This window comes from Cupriavidus sp. 22TCCZM04-2, from assembly GCF_057798895.1.
Genome location: NZ_JBYOJS010000011.1, coordinates 25,765 through 43,097 on the forward strand (window position 1 = coordinate 25,765; position 17,333 = coordinate 43,097).

The 17,333-nt window shown below is 66.8% G+C and carries 15 protein-coding genes and 1 pseudogene; 4 read left to right on the forward strand and 12 right to left on the reverse strand.

All coding sequences use genetic code 11. The annotated features are described in order from the left end of the window. Positions 1-37: 37 nt before the first annotated feature. The 5 genes and pseudogenes from AC3FKG_RS17085 to mfd form a co-directional block, all read right to left on the reverse strand. On the reverse strand, positions 38-1,669 hold the full coding sequence (locus AC3FKG_RS17085; RefSeq protein ID WP_488743628.1) for a PepSY-associated TM helix domain-containing protein: 1,632 nt from the start codon (positions 1,667-1,669) through the stop codon (positions 38-40). 9 nt (positions 1,670-1,678) lie between these two features. After that, positions 1,679-1,972, reverse strand: a complete 294-nt coding sequence (locus AC3FKG_RS17090) for a hypothetical protein (RefSeq protein WP_488743755.1) — start codon at positions 1,970-1,972, stop codon at positions 1,679-1,681. Positions 1,973-2,454: 482 nt separating this feature from the next. After that, complete coding sequence (gene serB / locus AC3FKG_RS17095) at positions 2,455-3,309, reverse strand: phosphoserine phosphatase SerB (RefSeq protein ID WP_483711215.1); 855 nt, start codon at positions 3,307-3,309, stop codon at positions 2,455-2,457. 198 nt (positions 3,310-3,507) lie between these two features. Then, positions 3,508-4,486: pseudogene (locus AC3FKG_RS17100) on the reverse strand (M20/M25/M40 family metallo-hydrolase). 85 nt (positions 4,487-4,571) lie between these two features. Beyond that, positions 4,572-8,021, reverse strand: a complete 3,450-nt coding sequence (gene mfd, locus AC3FKG_RS17105; RefSeq protein WP_483711217.1) for a transcription-repair coupling factor — start codon at positions 8,019-8,021, stop codon at positions 4,572-4,574. A 187-nt stretch (positions 8,022-8,208) separates the two neighbouring features. Between mfd and ispD the strand changes: the two genes are divergently transcribed. Both ispD and ispF read left to right on the forward strand, forming a co-directional pair. Continuing rightward, on the forward strand, positions 8,209-8,964 hold the full coding sequence (gene ispD / locus AC3FKG_RS17110) for a 2-C-methyl-D-erythritol 4-phosphate cytidylyltransferase (protein WP_483711218.1): 756 nt from the start codon (positions 8,209-8,211) through the stop codon (positions 8,962-8,964). Between the two features lie 3 nt (positions 8,965-8,967). Beyond that, on the forward strand, positions 8,968-9,477 hold the full coding sequence (ispF, locus tag AC3FKG_RS17115; RefSeq protein ID WP_483711219.1) for a 2-C-methyl-D-erythritol 2,4-cyclodiphosphate synthase: 510 nt from the start codon (positions 8,968-8,970) through the stop codon (positions 9,475-9,477). 36 nt (positions 9,478-9,513) lie between these two features. Here the strand turns inward: ispF and AC3FKG_RS17120 are convergent, their stop codons facing one another. The 6 genes from AC3FKG_RS17120 to ompR form a co-directional block, all read right to left on the reverse strand. Beyond that, entirely contained in the window at positions 9,514-10,086 is a 573-nt protein-coding gene (locus tag AC3FKG_RS17120; protein WP_483711220.1) for a GNAT family N-acetyltransferase, read from the reverse strand. A 156-nt stretch (positions 10,087-10,242) separates the two neighbouring features. After that, complete coding sequence (locus AC3FKG_RS17125) at positions 10,243-10,764, reverse strand: carboxymuconolactone decarboxylase family protein (RefSeq protein ID WP_483711221.1); 522 nt, start codon at positions 10,762-10,764, stop codon at positions 10,243-10,245. A gap of 107 nt (positions 10,765-10,871) precedes the next feature. Continuing rightward, on the reverse strand, positions 10,872-11,420 hold the full coding sequence (locus AC3FKG_RS17130) for a peroxiredoxin (protein WP_012352655.1): 549 nt from the start codon (positions 11,418-11,420) through the stop codon (positions 10,872-10,874). 258 nt (positions 11,421-11,678) lie between these two features. Further along, positions 11,679-12,977, reverse strand: a complete 1,299-nt coding sequence (locus AC3FKG_RS17135; protein WP_483711223.1) for a tricarballylate/proton symporter TcuC — start codon at positions 12,975-12,977, stop codon at positions 11,679-11,681. A 255-nt stretch (positions 12,978-13,232) separates the two neighbouring features. After that, positions 13,233-14,582, reverse strand: coding sequence for an ATP-binding protein (locus AC3FKG_RS17140; protein WP_483711224.1), 1,350 nt, complete (start codon positions 14,580-14,582; stop codon positions 13,233-13,235). A gap of 21 nt (positions 14,583-14,603) precedes the next feature. Next, positions 14,604-15,326, reverse strand: coding sequence for an osmolarity response regulator transcription factor OmpR (ompR, locus tag AC3FKG_RS17145; RefSeq protein ID WP_010810107.1), 723 nt, complete (start codon positions 15,324-15,326; stop codon positions 14,604-14,606). On the opposite strand from ompR, the gene AC3FKG_RS17150 reads away from it, so the two are divergent. Continuing rightward, positions 15,309-15,620, forward strand: a complete 312-nt coding sequence (locus AC3FKG_RS17150) for a hypothetical protein (RefSeq protein WP_488743629.1) — start codon at positions 15,309-15,311, stop codon at positions 15,618-15,620. The genes ompR and AC3FKG_RS17150 overlap by 18 nt on opposite strands. Beyond that, a complete protein-coding gene (locus AC3FKG_RS17155; RefSeq protein ID WP_483711226.1) occupies positions 15,604-15,957 on the forward strand; it encodes a hypothetical protein in 354 nt (117 codons plus the stop codon). The genes AC3FKG_RS17150 and AC3FKG_RS17155 overlap by 17 nt, the downstream gene beginning before the upstream one ends. Before the next feature lie 22 nt (positions 15,958-15,979). Here the strand turns inward: AC3FKG_RS17155 and AC3FKG_RS17160 are convergent, their stop codons facing one another. Next, positions 15,980-17,245, reverse strand: coding sequence for a Zn-dependent hydrolase (locus AC3FKG_RS17160; RefSeq protein ID WP_488743630.1), 1,266 nt, complete (start codon positions 17,243-17,245; stop codon positions 15,980-15,982). Positions 17,246-17,333 lie beyond the last annotated feature (88 nt).

Sequence of the window (17,333 nt, forward strand, 5' to 3'; positions counted from 1 at the left end):
CGCCGCGGCGTCCGTTTTGCATGCTGTGCGAACCACATTAAAGCGATAGTTCGACGTCGCCCTCGCGCGCACCGTGTGTGGCACGCCGTGGGCGGCGCGCGGCCCAGACCGACTCTGCAGGACCGTTGTGCGCACGCCGCTGCGTCGCGCGTGCCAGCGCCACAAATCCGGCCGCCAGCGCCAGCGCGCCGATATCGAAGCCGGCGATGATCCAGTGTCCGCTCGGTATCGAGCGCAGCAGGTGGTCGCCAGTCAGGATGGCGTTGGCGAGCGGGATGGTCAGCGCGGCAAGCGCTGCCGTATACAGCAACTCGATCGCCGCCCGTACGGGAGGGCGCAGCAGCGCCCATGCGCAGGCGGCAAGGAAGACCGGGAAGTATGCATAGCTGACTGAGCGGCCGGGCCAGAGCAGCGCCGCCGGAAAGCACAGGGCCACGCCGATGCAGCACCCGATGCAGACACCCACCGTGGCTTGCGCGAGCAGCCGGTGCACACGCGGCTGCTCCGCCTGGCGGCTCTTGCGGCGCGATTCGATCCACAGCAGGTTGCCAGAGTAAAACAGGAACGCGCCCGCCAGCCCCGCCAGCACGTACCCGATCCGTAGCGGCAGTTCGCCATAGGTGCCGAAATGGAGGGCGAACAGCGCGCTGTAGAGGCCATGGTTGCCATCTCGGCCGCCGGCGGTCTGGTTCGCGATCAGCGTGCCGGTATCGGCTTCGCCGGCGGCCGCATGGATGCCAACGGAGCCCAGGTTGCCCAGCGCGCGGGTGCTGCTGCCACGCACTTCCACGACGGCATTGGCGTCGCCGTAGCGCTGGTAGCGGAAGGACTCGGCGGTAAATCGCTCGTCCGCCGCTTCCCGTGCAATGCGGATCAGCTCTGACGCCGGCAGCGTGGGCGCTGGACGGCCGGCGGCCGTGACTTCAGGCACGGCGGTGGTCACTCGCGGGACCACGGGGAACAGCTTGCCGTCGAAAGTCAGTGTGTTGAAGACCATGAACAGGACCAGAGACAGGCAGAATAGCGCCCCGGTGATGGCAATCATCAGGTGAAACGGCAGGCTGAACAGGCCGATCACGTTGTGCGCATCCATCCAGAAGCGCGTGAGGTTGCGCCCCGGCCGCACGGCAAACAGGTCTTTCTTCAGCCGAGGCAGGTGCAGGAGCACGCCGGAAACCAGCGCCAGTCCGTACAGCACCGAAATCGCGCCCATGAAATAGATGCCGACTTCCGGAATGCCGAGCGAGTAGTGCAGGCTGTTCAGGAACGAAGACAACTCGCCGATCACCTGGTCGCGCGAGGTGTCCTGCTGCATGGCGCGGTCGCCGGCCAGGCGTTCGTCGGTGGTCATCTGCCACGCTCCCGCCTTGTCCTGCCAATACGCGCTGATATGCGGCTCGCCCGCTGCTGGCATGTAGACGTAGGCGCTGGCGGCGGCTTCAGGATAGAGCGCGACCAGCTTCTGCATGAAGTGGTCCACGGCGGCGGGATCGGCGGCTGTCTCTGCCTGCGTGTTGCCCTTGAGCCGGTCCGGAGACTGCCAGACGTGAAGTTCGTGGTGGAACACCGTCACGGCGCCGGCAAAGAAGGCGATGAACAGCGCCCAGCCAGCCATGAGGCCGACCCAAGTGTGAAGTGTCTGGTACAGCCGGAGTGTGATGGGCTTCATGGGCGGACCTCAGGAAGCCGACAACGAGGCGAGGGCGGCCGAGGGTGCCACCTGCAGCAGGCGCAATCCCCACAGCAGCCCGAAGCACAGCAGGTTCGCGCCCCCCAGCCACAGCCATGCGGCGCGGCTGGAGCGGAACAGCAGGCTGCAGCAAAGGATGGCGACCCACAGCGGCAGGCATGTCACGACTGCAGCAACCACACCGCTTTCCCAGCCGCCGGGCAGCCTCAGGATGGCCAGCGTGCACAGCGCGACCGACAGCGGCAGCCCCAGTACGGTGCCGGCCAGCCATTTCGTGCCCATGCCGCTCATGCTCGCCCTTCGGCCGCCGGCCGCCTCGCGTTCATATACGCGCCGATAAAGGGCCAGAGGGACAGGCCCGTCGGAACGATCGCCAGGTTCGCGGCGACAGCTACGGGCCAGCCCTGGGCCTGACTCCACAGCCAGGTGCTCAGGACCGTCAACCCCAGCCCAAGCCAGCCACACAACCGGGGCACCTGCCGCCAGCCGCGGCCGTTCTGCGGCGAGTGCAGCAAGACCTGGTTGGGCGCCGCCAGGTAAAGGCAGGCGGCCGCGAGGAGTCCAAGCAGGACCGCGCAGGCTTCCATAGGCTAAATCGCAAAAGGAAAATGCAAGTATAAATGAGAATGATTAGTATTTGTAACGGCGAATTGCGCTGGGCGGAGAGGGGCATCGACGCACGCCGGCGCGATAAAGCTGTGGCAGGGGAAGTAAAGCCGGAAGCGACTGGCGGTCGCCGAAGGCGCCGCCAGTGCAGAGTGGATTCAGTGCGGGAACAGCGCCAGGAGGCCGTCCAGACCGACGTGATTGAAGGCAACGCTTGCCTGGGCGCGCACGATGGGCTTGGCGCGGAAAGCCACCGAGAGGCCAGCCACGGCCATCATCTTGAGGTCGTTGGAGCCGTCGCCCATGACGATGGCCTGGTCTGGCGTGGCGCCGATCTGCGCGCACACTTCCTGCACGGTGCGCGCCTTGACGTCGGCATTGACGATTTCGCCGACCACGTTGCCCGTGAGCTTGCCATCGACGATTTCCAGCGTGTTGGCGCGCGTCACGTCGAGCTTCAGGCGTGCCCTGAGCTTCTCGGTAAAGTGGACAAAGCCACCCGACACCAGCAGCGTGCGCAGGCCCAGCGCCTGGACGGTCTGCAGCATGCGCTCGGCGCCCGGCGACAGGCGCAGGCGCTCTTCGTAGACGCGGTCCAGTACGCTGGCGTCCAGCCCCTTGAGCAGGGCGACGCGGCGGCGCAGGCTTTCGTTGAAGTCGGTGATCTCGCCGCGCATGGCGGCTTCGGTGATGGCGGAAACCTCGGCCTTCAGCCCGCAGAAATCGGCGATCTCGTCGATGCACTCGATCGTGATCAGCGTGGAGTCCATGTCCATGGCCACCAGGCGGAAGTCCGACAGGCGGGGGCCGGCCTGCACGACGGCCCAGTCGATTGCGCGCGGACCGCAGTAGTCGTCCAGCGTGTCGCGCAGCGCCGGGGTAAGCGGGGCGCAATCTTCGGCAGCCGCCACGGTTTCGCTGCGCAGCACGGGCTCGGAGGCGCGCGCGAAGGCGCGGATGGCGGTCAGGTCGTCGGAAGCGAGCGGGCGGGTACTCTGGAGAATCAGGGGCATGACAGCAGCAGGCGGATCAGGGCGGCGCGCCGGAGGGCGGGACGGCAAAGGCGACATTGTAATCGCTGATCAGGTTCCCGCCCGCGGCCCGAAGAGAGCCGGCACTGTGCCATGGTCATGTAGGCTGCCATCGGGTTGGACAATGAGCGCACGCCATTCACAAGCGCCGGCTCGTCCACATAACAGTCGAGGGCTTCTTCAGCCCACCCGCAAGCTGTCAACGACCTTATGGAGGAATGCCTCGCACGCCGCCATCTGTTCCAGCGAGACAAACTCGTCCGGCTTGTGCGCCTGCTGGATATCGCCGGGCCCGCACACCACCGCCGGAATCCCCGCGCGCTGGAACAATCCCGCCTCGGTGCCGTAGGCCACCTTGCTGGTCTCGCGATCTCCGGTGAGCGCGCGCACGAGTTGCGTAATGGCTTCCTGCTCGGCCACATCCAGCGATGGCGCGGCGGCGATCTTGCTGATGACGAGGTCAGATGTCGCGGATGAAGCAGATCAGCCGTGCGGCGTACTCGATCGCATTGACGCCGCGCGGCGTGAGCGACGAGTGCGCGGCCTGGCCCCTGACGCAGCAGCGGTAGGCATGGATGCCCTTGTGCGCGACGATCACGCGCATGCTGGTGGGCTCGCCCACGATGCAGCCGGCCGGCCGCACGCCGCGCTCGCGCAATTCGGCGAGCAGGTAGGGCGCACCCATGCAGCCGATCTCTTCGTCGAACGACAGCGCGTAATGCACGGGCTGGCGCAGCTTCGCGTCGAGCAGCGTAGGCAGCAGCGCGAGACTGGTGCCGATGAAGCCCTTCATGTCGCAGGTGCCCCGGCCATAGAGCTTGCCGTCGCGCACCACGGGCTTGAACGGATCGGTGGACCAGTTCTGGCCGTCCACCGGCACCACGTCGGTGTGGCCGGACAGCACGATGCCGCCGTTGGTTTCGCCGCTGGCGGCGGGCACCGTGACAAACAGGTTGGCCTTGTCGCGCTGGGTGTTGTAGCTCAGGTGGGGCCGCAGTCCTTTCGCGAGGAAGTGGTCCCGCACGGATTCGATCAGTCCCAGGTTGGAATGGCGGCTGGTGGTGTCGTACGCCACCAGCCGCTGCGTCCATTCCAGCGCGCTGCCACGCGGCGCGATGGCTTCGGGGGCGGAAATCTTGCATTTGATATCGGCTTGCATGGGGCGGGGGCGGCGTGGACCGATGGGTGAAGTACCCGATGCTACACCCGCCGCGGCCGGCGGGCCAGACGCCCTGCAGCACCGACTATGCGAGCGCGCGCAGCGTCAGCTTGATGGTCTGCGCGCGGATGGCCACGTCTGGCATCTTGGCCTCGATGCGCAGCTTGTCCTGCCCGGCAAGCTTGATATGGCGGTTCTTCTGGACCAGCTCGATGATCCTGAGCGCGTCGATCGGCGGGTTCGGAACGAACTGCACGCTGATCGCCGCCTCACTCGCATCGATCTTGCGCACGCCCAGCGGCGCCGCGGCGATGCGCAGCCGGTGCGTTTCCACCAGCGCCTGTGCCTGCGGCGGCATGCGGCCGAAGCGGTCGATCAGCTCCTCCTGGATGTCGTCCACGCGGTCCGGGGCTTCGCAGTTGGCCAGGCGCTTGTACAGCGACAGGCGTTCATGCACGTCGGCGCAATAGTCGTTGGGCAACAGCGCGGGCGTGCCGAGGTTGATCTCGGTGGTCGCAGCGAGCGGCGCCATCAGGTCCGGCTCCTTGCCGGCCTTGAGCGCCTTGACGGCCGCGTTGAGCATGTCGGTGTAGAGCTGGAAGCCGATCTCGTGGATCTCGCCCGACTGCTTGTCGCCGAGCACTTCGCCGGCGCCGCGGATCTCCAGGTCATGCATGGCCAGGTAGAAGCCCGAACCCAGCTCCTCCATCTGCTGGATGGCCTCGAGCCGGCGCCCCGCCTGCTTGGTCAGGCCGTCCACGTCATGCACCAGCAGGTAGGCATAAGCCTGGTGGTGCGATCGCCCGACCCGTCCGCGCAGCTGGTGCAGCTGTGCCAGGCCAAATTTGTCGGCGCGGTGGATCAGGATGGTGTTGGCGGTCGGCACGTCGATGCCGGTCTCGATGATGGTGGTGCACAGCAGGATGTTGTCGCGCCGCGAAACGAAGTCGCGCATCACGCGCTCCAGCTCGCGCTCGTGCATCTGGCCGTGCGCTACCGCAATGCGCGCTTCCGGCACCAGTTCGGCCAGCCTGGCGCGCTTGTTCTCGATGGTCTCGACCTCGTTGTGCAGGAAGTAGACCTGCCCGCCGCGCTTGAGCTCGCGCAGGATGGCCTCGCGGATCACGCCGTCTTCCTCGCGCCGCACGAAGGTCTTGATGGCCAGCCGCTTCTGCGGAGCCGTGGCGATCACGGAAAAATCGCGCAGGCCCTCCAGCGCCATGCCCAGCGTGCGCGGGATCGGCGTGGCCGTCAGCGTCAGCACGTCGACCTCGGCGCGCAGCGTTTTCAGCGCTTCCTTCTGCCGCACGCCAAAGCGGTGTTCCTCGTCGATGATGACGAGCCCCAGCCGCTGGAACTTCACCTCGTCCGAGAGCAGCTTGTGCGTGCCGATCACGATATCGACCGCGCCCTCGTTGATCTGCTTTACCGCTGCGTCGATTTCCTTCTTGGTCTTGAAGCGCGACAGCTCGACGATGCGCACCGGCCATTCGGCAAAGCGGTCCGACAGCGTCTGGAAATGCTGTTCGGCCAGCAGCGTGGTCGGCGCCAGCATGGCCACCTGCTTGCCGCCGAGCACAGCCACGAAGGCGGCGCGCAGCGCGACCTCGGTCTTGCCGAAGCCCACGTCGCCGCACACCAGGCGGTCCATCGGCTTGCCCGAGGTCATGTCGGCGATCACGGCGGCAATGGCGGCGGCCTGGTCGGGCGTTTCCTCGAAGCCGAAACTCTCGGCGAAGGTCTCGTAGTCCTTGGGCGAGAGCGGGAAGGCAAAGCCCTCGCGGGCGGCGCGGCGCGCATACAGGTTCAGGAGTTCGGCGGCGGTGTCGCGGATCTGCTGCGCGGCCCGGCGCTTGGCCTTGTCCCACTGGCCCGAGCCCAGGTGGTGCAGCGGCGCGGTTTCCGGATCGGCGCCGGAGTAGCGCGAGATCACATGGAGCTGGTGCACCGGCACGTACAGCTTGCTGCTCTTGTCGTACTCCAGGTGCAGGAATTCCTCTTCCCCCTGGCCCAGGTCGAGCGACACCAGGCCGTGGTAGCGGCCGATGCCGTGCTCGCTGTGCACCACTGGGTCACCGATCTTCAGCTCGGCCAGGTCACGCACCATCGAATCGACGGCGGTGGCCTGCTCCTGCTTGCGGCGTCCGGCACGGCGCGCGGTGCCGGCGTAGAGCTCGGCCTCCGTCACGAAGGCCAGCTTTGCATCCGGCAGCACGAAGCCGCTGTGCAGCGGCGCCACGGCAATGCTGAAATGCGATTCGCCGGCCAGGAAGGCGGCAAAGTCGTCCACCTGCTGCGGACGCAGGCCGCTTTCGGCGAAGAGCTGCAGCAGGGTCTCGCGGCGGCCGGCGGTGTCGGCGCACATCAGCACGCGCGTGGCCTTGTCGAGCAGCAGCGATTCGAGGTTCACGAGCGGGTCTTCCGCGCGCCGGTTCACCGAGACGTCGGGCACGCTCGCGGCGAAGGCGGGCTGGTCCGCGGCGGATTCTGCCTGCAGCACCAGCCGTGCGAGCGGCTTGGCTGCGATGAAGAACTGCTCCTCGGACAGGAACAGCTCGGACGGCGGCAGCAGCGGACGCTCGCGGTCATGCCGCATGAAGTCGTAGCGCGGCGTGGTGTCGGCCCAGAAGCGGCGGATCGCTTCGTCGACCTTGCCGACGAAGGCGAGCTGGGTCTCGGCCGGCAGGTAGTCGAACAGCGTCGCGCTGGACTCGAAGAACAGCGGCAGGTAGTACTCGATGCCCGCGGAAGGCACGCCGTTGCCGATGTCCTTGTAGATCGGCGACTTGGTCGGATCGCCTTCGAACACCTCGCGCCAGCGGCCGCGGAATGCGGTGCGCGCGGCTTCGTCGAGCGGGAATTCGCGCCCCGGCAGCAGGCGCACTTCCTTGACCGGGTACAGGCTGCGCTGGGTGTCCGGATCGAACGCGCGGATGGTCTCGATCTCGTCGCCGAAGAGGTCGATACGGTACGGCAGCGCCGAGCCCATCGGGTACAGGTCGATCAGGCCGCCGCGCACGCTGTACTCGCCCGGCCGCATCACTGCGCTGACGTGCTCGTAGCCGGCCAGCGTGAACTGCGCCTTCAGCGCGGCCTCGTCCAGCCGCTCGCCCTGCTTGAAGAAGAAGGTGTAGGCCGCCAGGAAGGACGGGGGCGCGAGACGGTAGAGCGCCGTCGAGGCCGGCACCAGCATGACGTCGCACTGGCCGCCCTGGATATCGTGCAGGGTCGCCAGCCGTTCGGAGACGAGGTCCTGGTGGGGCGAGAAGCTGTCGTAGGGCAGCGTTTCCCAGTCCGGCAGCAGGCGCACGCGCAGTTCCGGCGCGAACCACGGGATTTCATCGGCCAGGCGCTGGGCGTCGACCGCGTTGGCGCAGACCACGGCCAGCATCGGCACGCGGCCGCGATGCTGGCGCGCGTAGGCGGCCATGGCCAGTGCGTCGGCGGAGCCGTGCAGGCTGGCCACATTGTGGCGCAGCCCGGGCTTGACCAGGGGCAGGGTGGCGAAGGGAAAGGCGGGAGCGGCGTCAGGCATCGGGGCAGCGGTCGGGAAGACGACAACGAACGGCAACGCCCCGCCGGCAGCGCGGGCGGGGGTATGGCGTGCGCCGCATGCCGTGGCGGCATGGCGGCAAACAAGGGCCGTATTATAGAATGCGCTCCGGTCCTGGCGCTGCCGCCGCCATGCCGTCCCCAACGCATTTCCACTTGATTCCGATCCTGTGCCAGACCGCCGCTTCGCCCTGATTCCCTGTGCCGGTACCGGCAGCCGCGCCGGTGGCCCCGTGCCCAAGCAATACCAGCCCATCGCCGGCCGGCCCATGATCTGGTACGCGCTGGCGGCGTTCTCGGCCTGTGACGCCATCAGCGCCACGGCGCTGGTGCTGGCGCCTGACGACATGCCGCTGGAGTCGCGCTTCGGCGCCGGCGTTTTTGCCGGCCTGCGCTTCGATACGGCCTTTGTCGGCGGCGATACGCGCCATGCCTCGGTGCTGGCAGGCCTGCATCACCTGGCGCAGCTTGGCGCCGTCGACACCGACTGGGTGCTGGTACACGACGCGGCCCGTCCGGGGCTGACGCCGGCGATGATCCATACGCTGGTGCGCTCGGTGGAAAGCGATGGCGACGATGATCCCGATGCCGCCATCGGCGGCATCCTGGCGGTGCCCGTGCCCGATACGCTCAAGCGCGCCGACGCCGGCACGCGCATCGGCACCACGGTGCCGCGCGACGGGCTCTGGCAGGCCCAGACGCCGCAGATGTTCCGGCTTGGCGTGCTGCGCCAGGCCCTGCAGGACGCGCTGGCCGCCGGCGCCGTGGTGACCGACGAGGCCAGCGCGATCGAACGGCTGGGCCTGCATCCACGCCTGGTCAACGGTTCGCTGCGCAATTTCAAAGTGACCTATCCCGAAGATTTCGCGCTGGCGGAGGTGCTGCTAGGCACCGCGCCGGCGCGCTCGGCCGATTCAGGAGCCTGATCGATGATGCCATTTGATATCCGCGTGGGGCAGGGCTATGACGTCCACGCGCTCGTGCCCGGCCGCAAGCTGATCCTGGGTGGCGTGCATATTCCGCATGACCGGGGATTGCTCGGGCACTCCGATGCCGATGCGCTGCTGCACGCCATAACCGACGCGCTGTTCGGCGCGGCTGGGCTCGGCGATATCGGGCGGCATTTCCCGGACACGGATGCGCAGTTCGCCGGCGCGGACAGCCGCGTGCTGCTGCGCGAAGCCGCGCGGCGTGTGCGCGAGGCCGGCTACGAGATCGGCAATGTCGATGCCTCGGTCATCGCGCAGCAGCCCAAGCTGGCACCGCATATCGCGGGCATGGTGGCGAACATTGCAGCGGATCTCGGCGTGCCGGCGGCGCGCTGCAACGTCAAGGCAAAGACCAACGAGAAGCTGGGTTTCGAAGGGCGCCAGGAAGGCATCGTGGCGCAGGCCGCGGTCCTGATCTGGCGCGGCGCGGCCACCGGCGCGCAGGACTGAGCGGGACCGGCGACCGCCGGCGTTGGCGGTCGCCGCTTATGCCTTGGCTGGCGCCGGTGCGTTCTCGGGCGTGATGCCGTAGCTGTAGTCGATCAGCCGGGCCATTGCGCCGGTGCGGGCACCGGCCTCGGTTCGCTTGGCGAATCCCATCTGCTGGCACAGGCGGTTGGCGGAGCCCATTTCCGGCATGGTTCTCACCAGCAGGGTGGGCGCGCCGATATCGCGTGCGCGCTGGATGCAGATCTGCATCAGCGTATGGCCCAGCCCCAGTCCCCGGGCCTGCGGGCTCACGGAAAGCAGCCGGGCCTCCGGCTGGGTCAGCGTGATGGTGCTGCCGTCCAGCGCCGGCAGCGTCGCGCCGGGATGGCAGAACAGCACGGCGCCCGCAATGCCGTGTTCGGTCTCGGCCACCCACCATTCCATGTCGGGGTGGCTGGCGGCAAGCACGGCCTGCATGCCGCGCTGGAAGGAGGCGCGGCAGTCCTCCATGATCTCGAGTTCGTACTGCGAATAGGCCTGCTGCGTGACCGCGGCAATATCGCCCCAGTCCTGTACGGTGGCCAGACGGTAGTGGAAGCGCGGGGAAGTCGGTGAAGGCAGGATGCTCATGGTGCGGGGGCGGATGCCTGAGTGCATTGTCCTGCCTCGATTGTAGGCCGTTCGCTGCACGAGTGGAGCGGTCAGGGCCGGCAGCGGTTGCACCGTGCAAACAGCCGGCCAACTCCCACTGGGAAGCGGCCGGCCGTTGTGGTAACGATGGCCGCCTTACTGGGCGGCGATCACGTTGGCCGCCGCGGCAATCACCGCGGCGATGCGGCCGACGTCGCGCAATTGCTGCGCGGTCATGCCTTGCTCGTTCTTGAGCAGCTGGTAGTGCGACTTCACGCAGAAATGGCACTTGCCGATGATCGAGGCGGCCAGCGCGTACATTTCGAAGCGGCGCTTGTCCACGCCGCCGTGGGTCGCGTACGCGTTCATGCGCAGGCCGGCCGGCTGGCTGGCCAGGTCCGGATCATCCGCCATTTCGATGTACGGATACCAGGTGTTGTTCATGCCCATCAGCGCGGCAGCGGTGAGCGCGCCATTGACTTCCTCGGCCGACAGCACGTTGGCGTTGCGGATCGCATCCACCAGCACCTTGCTCTGCGCGGCGAACGCGGCGGCCAGCGCCACGCCGACGGCGTCGTTGCCCTCCAGCGAAGAGCGTGCAATCGTGCCGTCGACGTTCAGGCGAATGTCCTTGGCGTAGTCGGGGATGAGATTCTTAATCGTGCTAAGGAATTCCATTTAATTCTCCTATCGATCGGGGCTCAAAAAACCCGCCTCTGCGGGTTTGGGGCGGAGGGGGGTGCCCCTCCGCGGGTCGCCGAGAATTACCGGCAACCTTGCAGCGATTACAGCGTTGCGCCGCCGACGGCACGGTTGCACGGGCACAGTTCGTCCGTTTGCAGACCGTCCAGGATACGCAGCACTTCGTCCGGGTTGCGGCCGACGTTCAGGTTGTTCACCGAAACGTGCTGGATCACGTTGTCCGGGTCGACGATGAAGGTCGCGCGCAGCGCCACGCCGGCGGCGTGGTCGCGCACGCCCAGCTGGTCGATCAGCGAACCGGTCACGTCGGCGAATTGCCACTGGTTCAGCTTGTTCAGGTCCTTGTGCTCGCGGCGCCATGCCAGCTTCACGAACTCGTTGTCGGTCGAGCCGCCCAGCACGATCGCGTCGCGGTCGGCAAAGTCGCCGTTCAGCTTGGCGAAGGCCACGATTTCGGTCGGGCACACGAACGTGAAGTCCTTCGGGTAGAAGTAGATGATCTTCCACTTGCCTTCGAACGACTTTTCGGTGATGTCTTCGAAAGCCGACTGGCCGTTTTCCTCATGGTTGTTGAAACCCGGCTTGACACCAACGACGTGGAAGGCTTCGAGCTTGTCACCAACGGTCTTCATAGACTTTCTCCTGATACGGTTGAAGAGGGAGTGTGCAAATGCGATGAACCTGCCACTGGCCGGGGCCTGAGTCTCGGTGCACCGCGACAAGGCGAGATTATGCGCCAGCCCGCACTGCAGGGCTAATTGAAAATCTCAAACAGCCCGATAGGCGCGCGGCATGGCAATCCTAATCGTCGCGCATGACAACTTGCGAAGCGGGAAGTATGCCACGGCCAGCCCATGCGGGCCGGCGTGGCAAGAAGCGGCACAGCGGTATCAGGCGGGGCGCAGGGCCGGCTGGCCGCGCTGGGCGCGGAAGATGATGAGGGTCGCAACCAGGCCGCAGGCGGCGGCGAACATCAGCCACAGGCCCGGTGCGGCCTTGTTGCCGGTGGCATGGATCAGGTACGTGGAAATGGCCGGCGTGAAGCCGCCGAACAGTGCCGTGGCCAGGCTGTAGGCGAGCGAGAAGCCCGCGGTGCGCACGGCCGGCGGCATGACTTCGGTCAGCGTGACAACCATTGCGCCGTTATAGCTGCCGTACAGGAAGGACAGCCACAGTTCCACCATCAGCAGGCGCGAGAACGAAGGCTCGGCCACCAGCCACGACACGGCAGGGTAGGCGGTCAGCAGGGTGGCGGCGGTAAAGAACACCAGCAGCGGCTTGCGCCCGATCCGGTCGGACACGGCGCCCATCAGCGGCAGCCAGATGAAGTTCGACAGGCCCACGCACATCGTGACGATGAGGTTGTCGACGTCGTCGAGCTTGAGCACCGTCTTGCCGAACGTGGGCGTGTAGGCGGTGATCATGTAGAACGACACCGTGGTCATCACGACCATCATGCAGCCGGCCACGATGATGCGCCAGTTCTCGGCCATGGAGCGGTAGATCTCGCGCATGCTCGGGCGATGCTTGCGGGTCTTGAATGCCTCGGTCTCTTCGAGCGAACGGCGGATCAGGAACAGGAACGGCACGATCAGGCAGCCAATCAGGAACGGCACGCGCCAGCCCCAGTCATCCATTTGCTGCGGCGCCAGCGTGGCGTGCAGGACCACGCCGAGCAGGCCGGCGAAGATCACCGCCACCTGCTGGCTGGCCGATTGCCAGCTCACGTAAAAGCCTTTGCGGCCCGGCTTGGCAATCTCCGACAGGTAGACCGAGACGCCGCCCAGTTCCACGCCGGCCGAGAAGCCCTGCAGCAGGCGCCCCGCGAGTACCAGCAATGGCGCAGCCACGCCGATCGAGGCATAGCCCGGCACGCAGGCGATCAGCAGCGTGCCCGCCGCCATCAGCGCCAGCGTGACGATCAGGCCCTTGCGGCGGCCGTGATGGTCGATGTAGGCGCCCAGCACGATGGCGCCCAGCGGGCGCATCAGGAAGCCGGCGCCGAAGGTCGCCAGCGACAGCATCAGCGAGGCGAACTCGTCGCCGCTGGGGAAGAATGTCCTGGCAATGGCGGCGGCATAAAAGCCGTACACCATGAAGTCGTACATTTCCAGGAAGTTGCCGCTGACCACGCGGAACACGGTCTTGAACCCGTGCTGCTGGCCGGAGGATTGGGAGGTCTCTGACATGGCTGTCTCTCTCGGACGACGCCGGTGGGTTCCGGCGCATGATTGTTCGGTGAGCCAGCCAGGCGTGGGGTAGGAGACAGCAGGCAATGCCATGGCTGGGGAGATGCGTTTGCATCGGCCCTGCTGACCGGCGCCAGTGTGCGCCGCGGCGCTGTCATTGACCTGTCAAATACCTTACGGATACCTATCAGCAGCTGTCGAAAACCTGTCAGCGGACAGGCGTATCGCTGCGGGTGTGCGGTGAGTGCCGCGTCATCAGGCGCGGCGGAAGCAGGCGCTGACGACCAGGCCGGTATCCGGCGCGGAGCGGTTGGACAGCACCAGCCTTCCGCCGTTGCGCTGCAGAATGCGGTTGACGATCGACATGCCAAGGCCTGCTCCCTTGGCTTCGCTGCGCGCGCTGTCCAGGCGGTAGAACGGCCGCGTCAGCAAGGAAAGCTGCGCCTCCGGCACGCCCTTGCCGTTGTCCGCCACGGTGAGCACGGCGTCCTTGTCGTCGAGCTTCGTCGTGATCTCGACTTCGGCGATGCCGGTTTCGTCGTCCTTGGCATAGCGGCGCGCGTTCTCGACCAGGTTGTCGAGGATGCGCTGGACCTCCATGCGATTGGCCACGGCCATGACCGGCTCGGTCGCGTGCACCGCCACGCGCACATCGTCATGCGCCGCATAGACGCCCACGGCATCGTTGACCAGCGCCGACAGGTCCACGGGCTCGACCATATCGAGGGGCGGCCGTGCGTAGTTCAGGAACTGGCCGATGATGGCGTCCATCTGCTCGATGTCGGTGATCATCGCGTCGCGCGTGGCGCTGTCCGCCGGCGACATCTCGGTTTCCAGGCGCAGGCGCGTGAGCGGCGTGCGCAGGTCGTGGGAGATGCCGGCCAGCATCACCGCGCGGTCGTCGTCGAGCTGGCGCAGGTCGCGCACCATCTGGTTGAAGCTATGGTTGGCCACAGCGACTTCACTGGCGCCATGCTCGGGCAAGTAGGGCGGGTCGCCACCCGCGCCGATATCGCGCGCGGCATTGGCCAGGCGCTTGAGCGGATAGTTGACGCGCGCGGTAATGAACGCGGCGCCGATGATCGACAGCAGCAGCGCGGCAATACTCCACCACAACCACTGGATGCCGGACACCCGTTCGAACCGTTCGGGGCTGATCGCCACCCAGTAGTCGTCGCCCTCGATCTCGAAGCTGACCCACACACCGGGAATGTCGTTGACGGTGGTGGCCAGCACCGTGTCCTCGCCCAGCCGGCTGCGGATCTCCTGCTGCACCAGCTGCGTCAGGAACGGGTTGGCGGTGGGCGCGGCGAAATCGTCATCCTTTTCGCGCGGATAGACCTTGATGCCTTCGTTCTGCACCAGGTCGAGCAGCAGGAACCGGCGCCGCGCCGGGTCCGAATAGAGCAGGGCCGCGCGCGTGAGCTTGACCACGCTGACCACCTGCATGGCGATCTGCTGCGCGCGCGGGGCGCGCTCGAACAGCCGGTAGCTCTGGAACCAGATGCCCAGCGAAATGGCCAGCAGGAGCGCGATCAGCATGAAGGTTCGCCAGAACAGCGAACCAAAGAAACGCGTGGCCGTACGGCCAATGACGGTCGGCACGATGGTGAGCGGCCGACTGTCTTACTTCACGCCATCTGGAATGAACACGTAGCCCAGGCCCCATACCGTCTGGATGAAGCGCGGGTTGCTCGGGTCGGGCTCGATCAGCTTGCGCAGGCGCGAGATCTGCACGTCCAGGCTGCGGTCGAACACTTCGTATTCGCGGCCGCGCGCCATTTCCATGAGCTTCTCGCGCGACAGCGGCTGGCGCGGATGGCGGGCAAACACCTTGAGCACGGAGAACTCGCCCGTGGTCAGGGTGATTTCCTCGTCGTTCTTGGTCAGCGTGCGGGTGGCCAGGTTCAGCACGAAATCGCCGAAGGCAAAGGTCTCGGGCGTTTCCGACGGCGCGCCAGGCACTTCGGCGGGCCCCTTGCGGCGCAGCACGGCGTGGATGCGCGCAATCAGTTCGCGCGGGTTGAACGGCTTCGGCAGGTAGTCGTCGGCGCCCATCTCCAGGCCGACGATGCGGTCTACATCCTCGCCCTTGGCGGTCAGCATGATGATCGGCGTCTGGTCGTTGGCGCCACGCAGCCGGCGGCAGATGGACAGGCCGTCTTCGCCGGGCATCATCAGGTCAAGCACCAGGAGGTCAAAGCGCTCGCGCAGCCAGAGCTTGTTCATGGCGGTGGCATTCTCCGCCACCAGTACCGTAAAACCCTGTTCGCCAAGATAGCGGCGCAGCAGATCGCGCAGGCGCGGGTCGTCGTCCACGACGAGAATCTTGTGGCTGGTATTTTCCATGGCGGTATCTTAGCGACTATCGCTTTCGCTCAAAATGGCTTAACAAAACGTTACATACTTTACCCTGTGGTATGGCAGCGTGCACGAACCATGCCATTACACTGCCATACCGTCTTTCGTGCCCTGCATCATTATCCGGTTGACGCGGGTATTGCCACCGGATTATCTGCGGCCAGCCGCAAATTGCATTGCGGCGTTTGCGCGGACGGGGTACCGAATTTTCCGGCTTCGAGCAGTCAGACGGCTGCAAATCCCGAAGCCAAAAACGCCATTATCGATGAAAGTGAACCGTAACCGGCATGGGCTGACCTTGCACGGCGCCGTCGGCGCCTGTCTGGTGCTCGTCGGTACGGCGCTGTGGCTGTGCGCGGCGCCGCGGCCGGCCCACGCCCAGTCGGCCGGCATGGCCAATCTGCTGCAGGGCCATGAGCGCCCATCCACCCACGCCAGCGACCCGGGGGCAAGCCAGCGCGAGGCGCGCACCCGCGCCGAACGCCATCGCGCCGAGCAGCGCGAGGCCGAGCGCAGCAGCCACCAGGGCCGCTCCGGCTCCAGCCTGTCGCCGGACGAGCGCCGCAAGCTGCGCCAGAACCTCTACGATCTCGGCCGCGAAATGTACCGGGGCAGCTGACGCCGCCCGGCGCTTCGCGCGCTCAGTCCTGCGGCTGGAAGTGGCGCAGGAAATCCACGAACACCTCGGCGGCAAGCTGCGCGTCTTCAGCGGTGATGGTTTCCAGCGGGTTGTGGCTGATGCCGCCGTTCCCGCAACGCACGAACAGCATGGCGACGTCGGTGATGCGCTGCATCATCATCGCATCATGGCCCGCGCCGGAGGGCAGCTCAAAGGCAGTCAGGCCGCGCTTGCGCAGCACTGCGCCGAACTGGTCCATCAGCCAGCGCGCGCACGGCGCGTTCTGCACCGGCCTGACCCGGTCCACGTGGGCGGACAAACCGCGCCGCGCGGCGATCTGCCGGATGCCGGCGACGATGTCGGCAATGGCGGCCTCGCGAATGCCATCCTCTCCCGCGCGGATGTCCATCGAGAAGGTACAGGCCGCCGGAATGACATTGCTCGAGCCGTCGGGTATCTGCAGCTGGCCGACCGTACCGACCAGTGTTGGCGCCGTGCTGCACCGCGTTTCGACCAGCAGGATCATCTCGGCGGCGCCTGCGGCGGCGTCGCGGCGCATCCCCATCGGTGTCGTGCCGGCATGGCTGGCCTGTCCCTCGACCCGCACCTGGAAGCGGCTGCTGCCGGCGATCTGGGTCACGACGCCGAGCGCCAGGCCCTTGTCCAGCAGGACCGGCCCCTGTTCGATATGGACTTCCACAAAGCCGAGCAAGGCGGCCGAATCCACGGCGGCGGCCTGCAGTGCCGCGAGTTCGCCATGGCCCGGCAGGCCGGAGGCCGCGAGCGCTTCGCGCATCGTCACGCCGTCGGCGTCCGTCCTGGCCAGCAGCGCCGGATCGAAGCGCCCGGCGAGCACGCTGCTGGCCAGGAAACTCGTCTTGAAGCGCAGGCCTTCCTCTTCGGCGAAGCCGACGACGTCGAGATGGTAGGGCAGGCGGATGCCTGCCGCGTGGAGCGCGCCCACCACCGCGATCGGAAGCAGGATGCCCAGGCGCCCGTCATAGCGGCCGCCATTGCGCACGGTGTCGAAGTGCGAGCCGGTCATCAGCACGCGCGCGTCGCCGCCGGCAGCGGGGTCGGCGGCATACCGGCCGATCACGTTGCCGATGGCATCGATGCGCACCTGCATGCCGGCCGCTTCCATCCACTGCGCCAGCAGGGCCTGGGCGGATCGGTGGGCGGGTGTGAGGAATGCGCAGGCAAGCCCGCCCTCCAGGTCGGAGAATTGCGCGAGCGCTTCGGCGCGATCCAGGATGCTCTGTCCGAGCGGATGAAGGTTGTCGGTCATGGCTGGGGGTGCCATATGGCGCAAGGCCAGGGCAGATATTGGTGGCGGCCCCGCGTGCGGGCCGCCACATCGTTGATTTCAGCGGCCG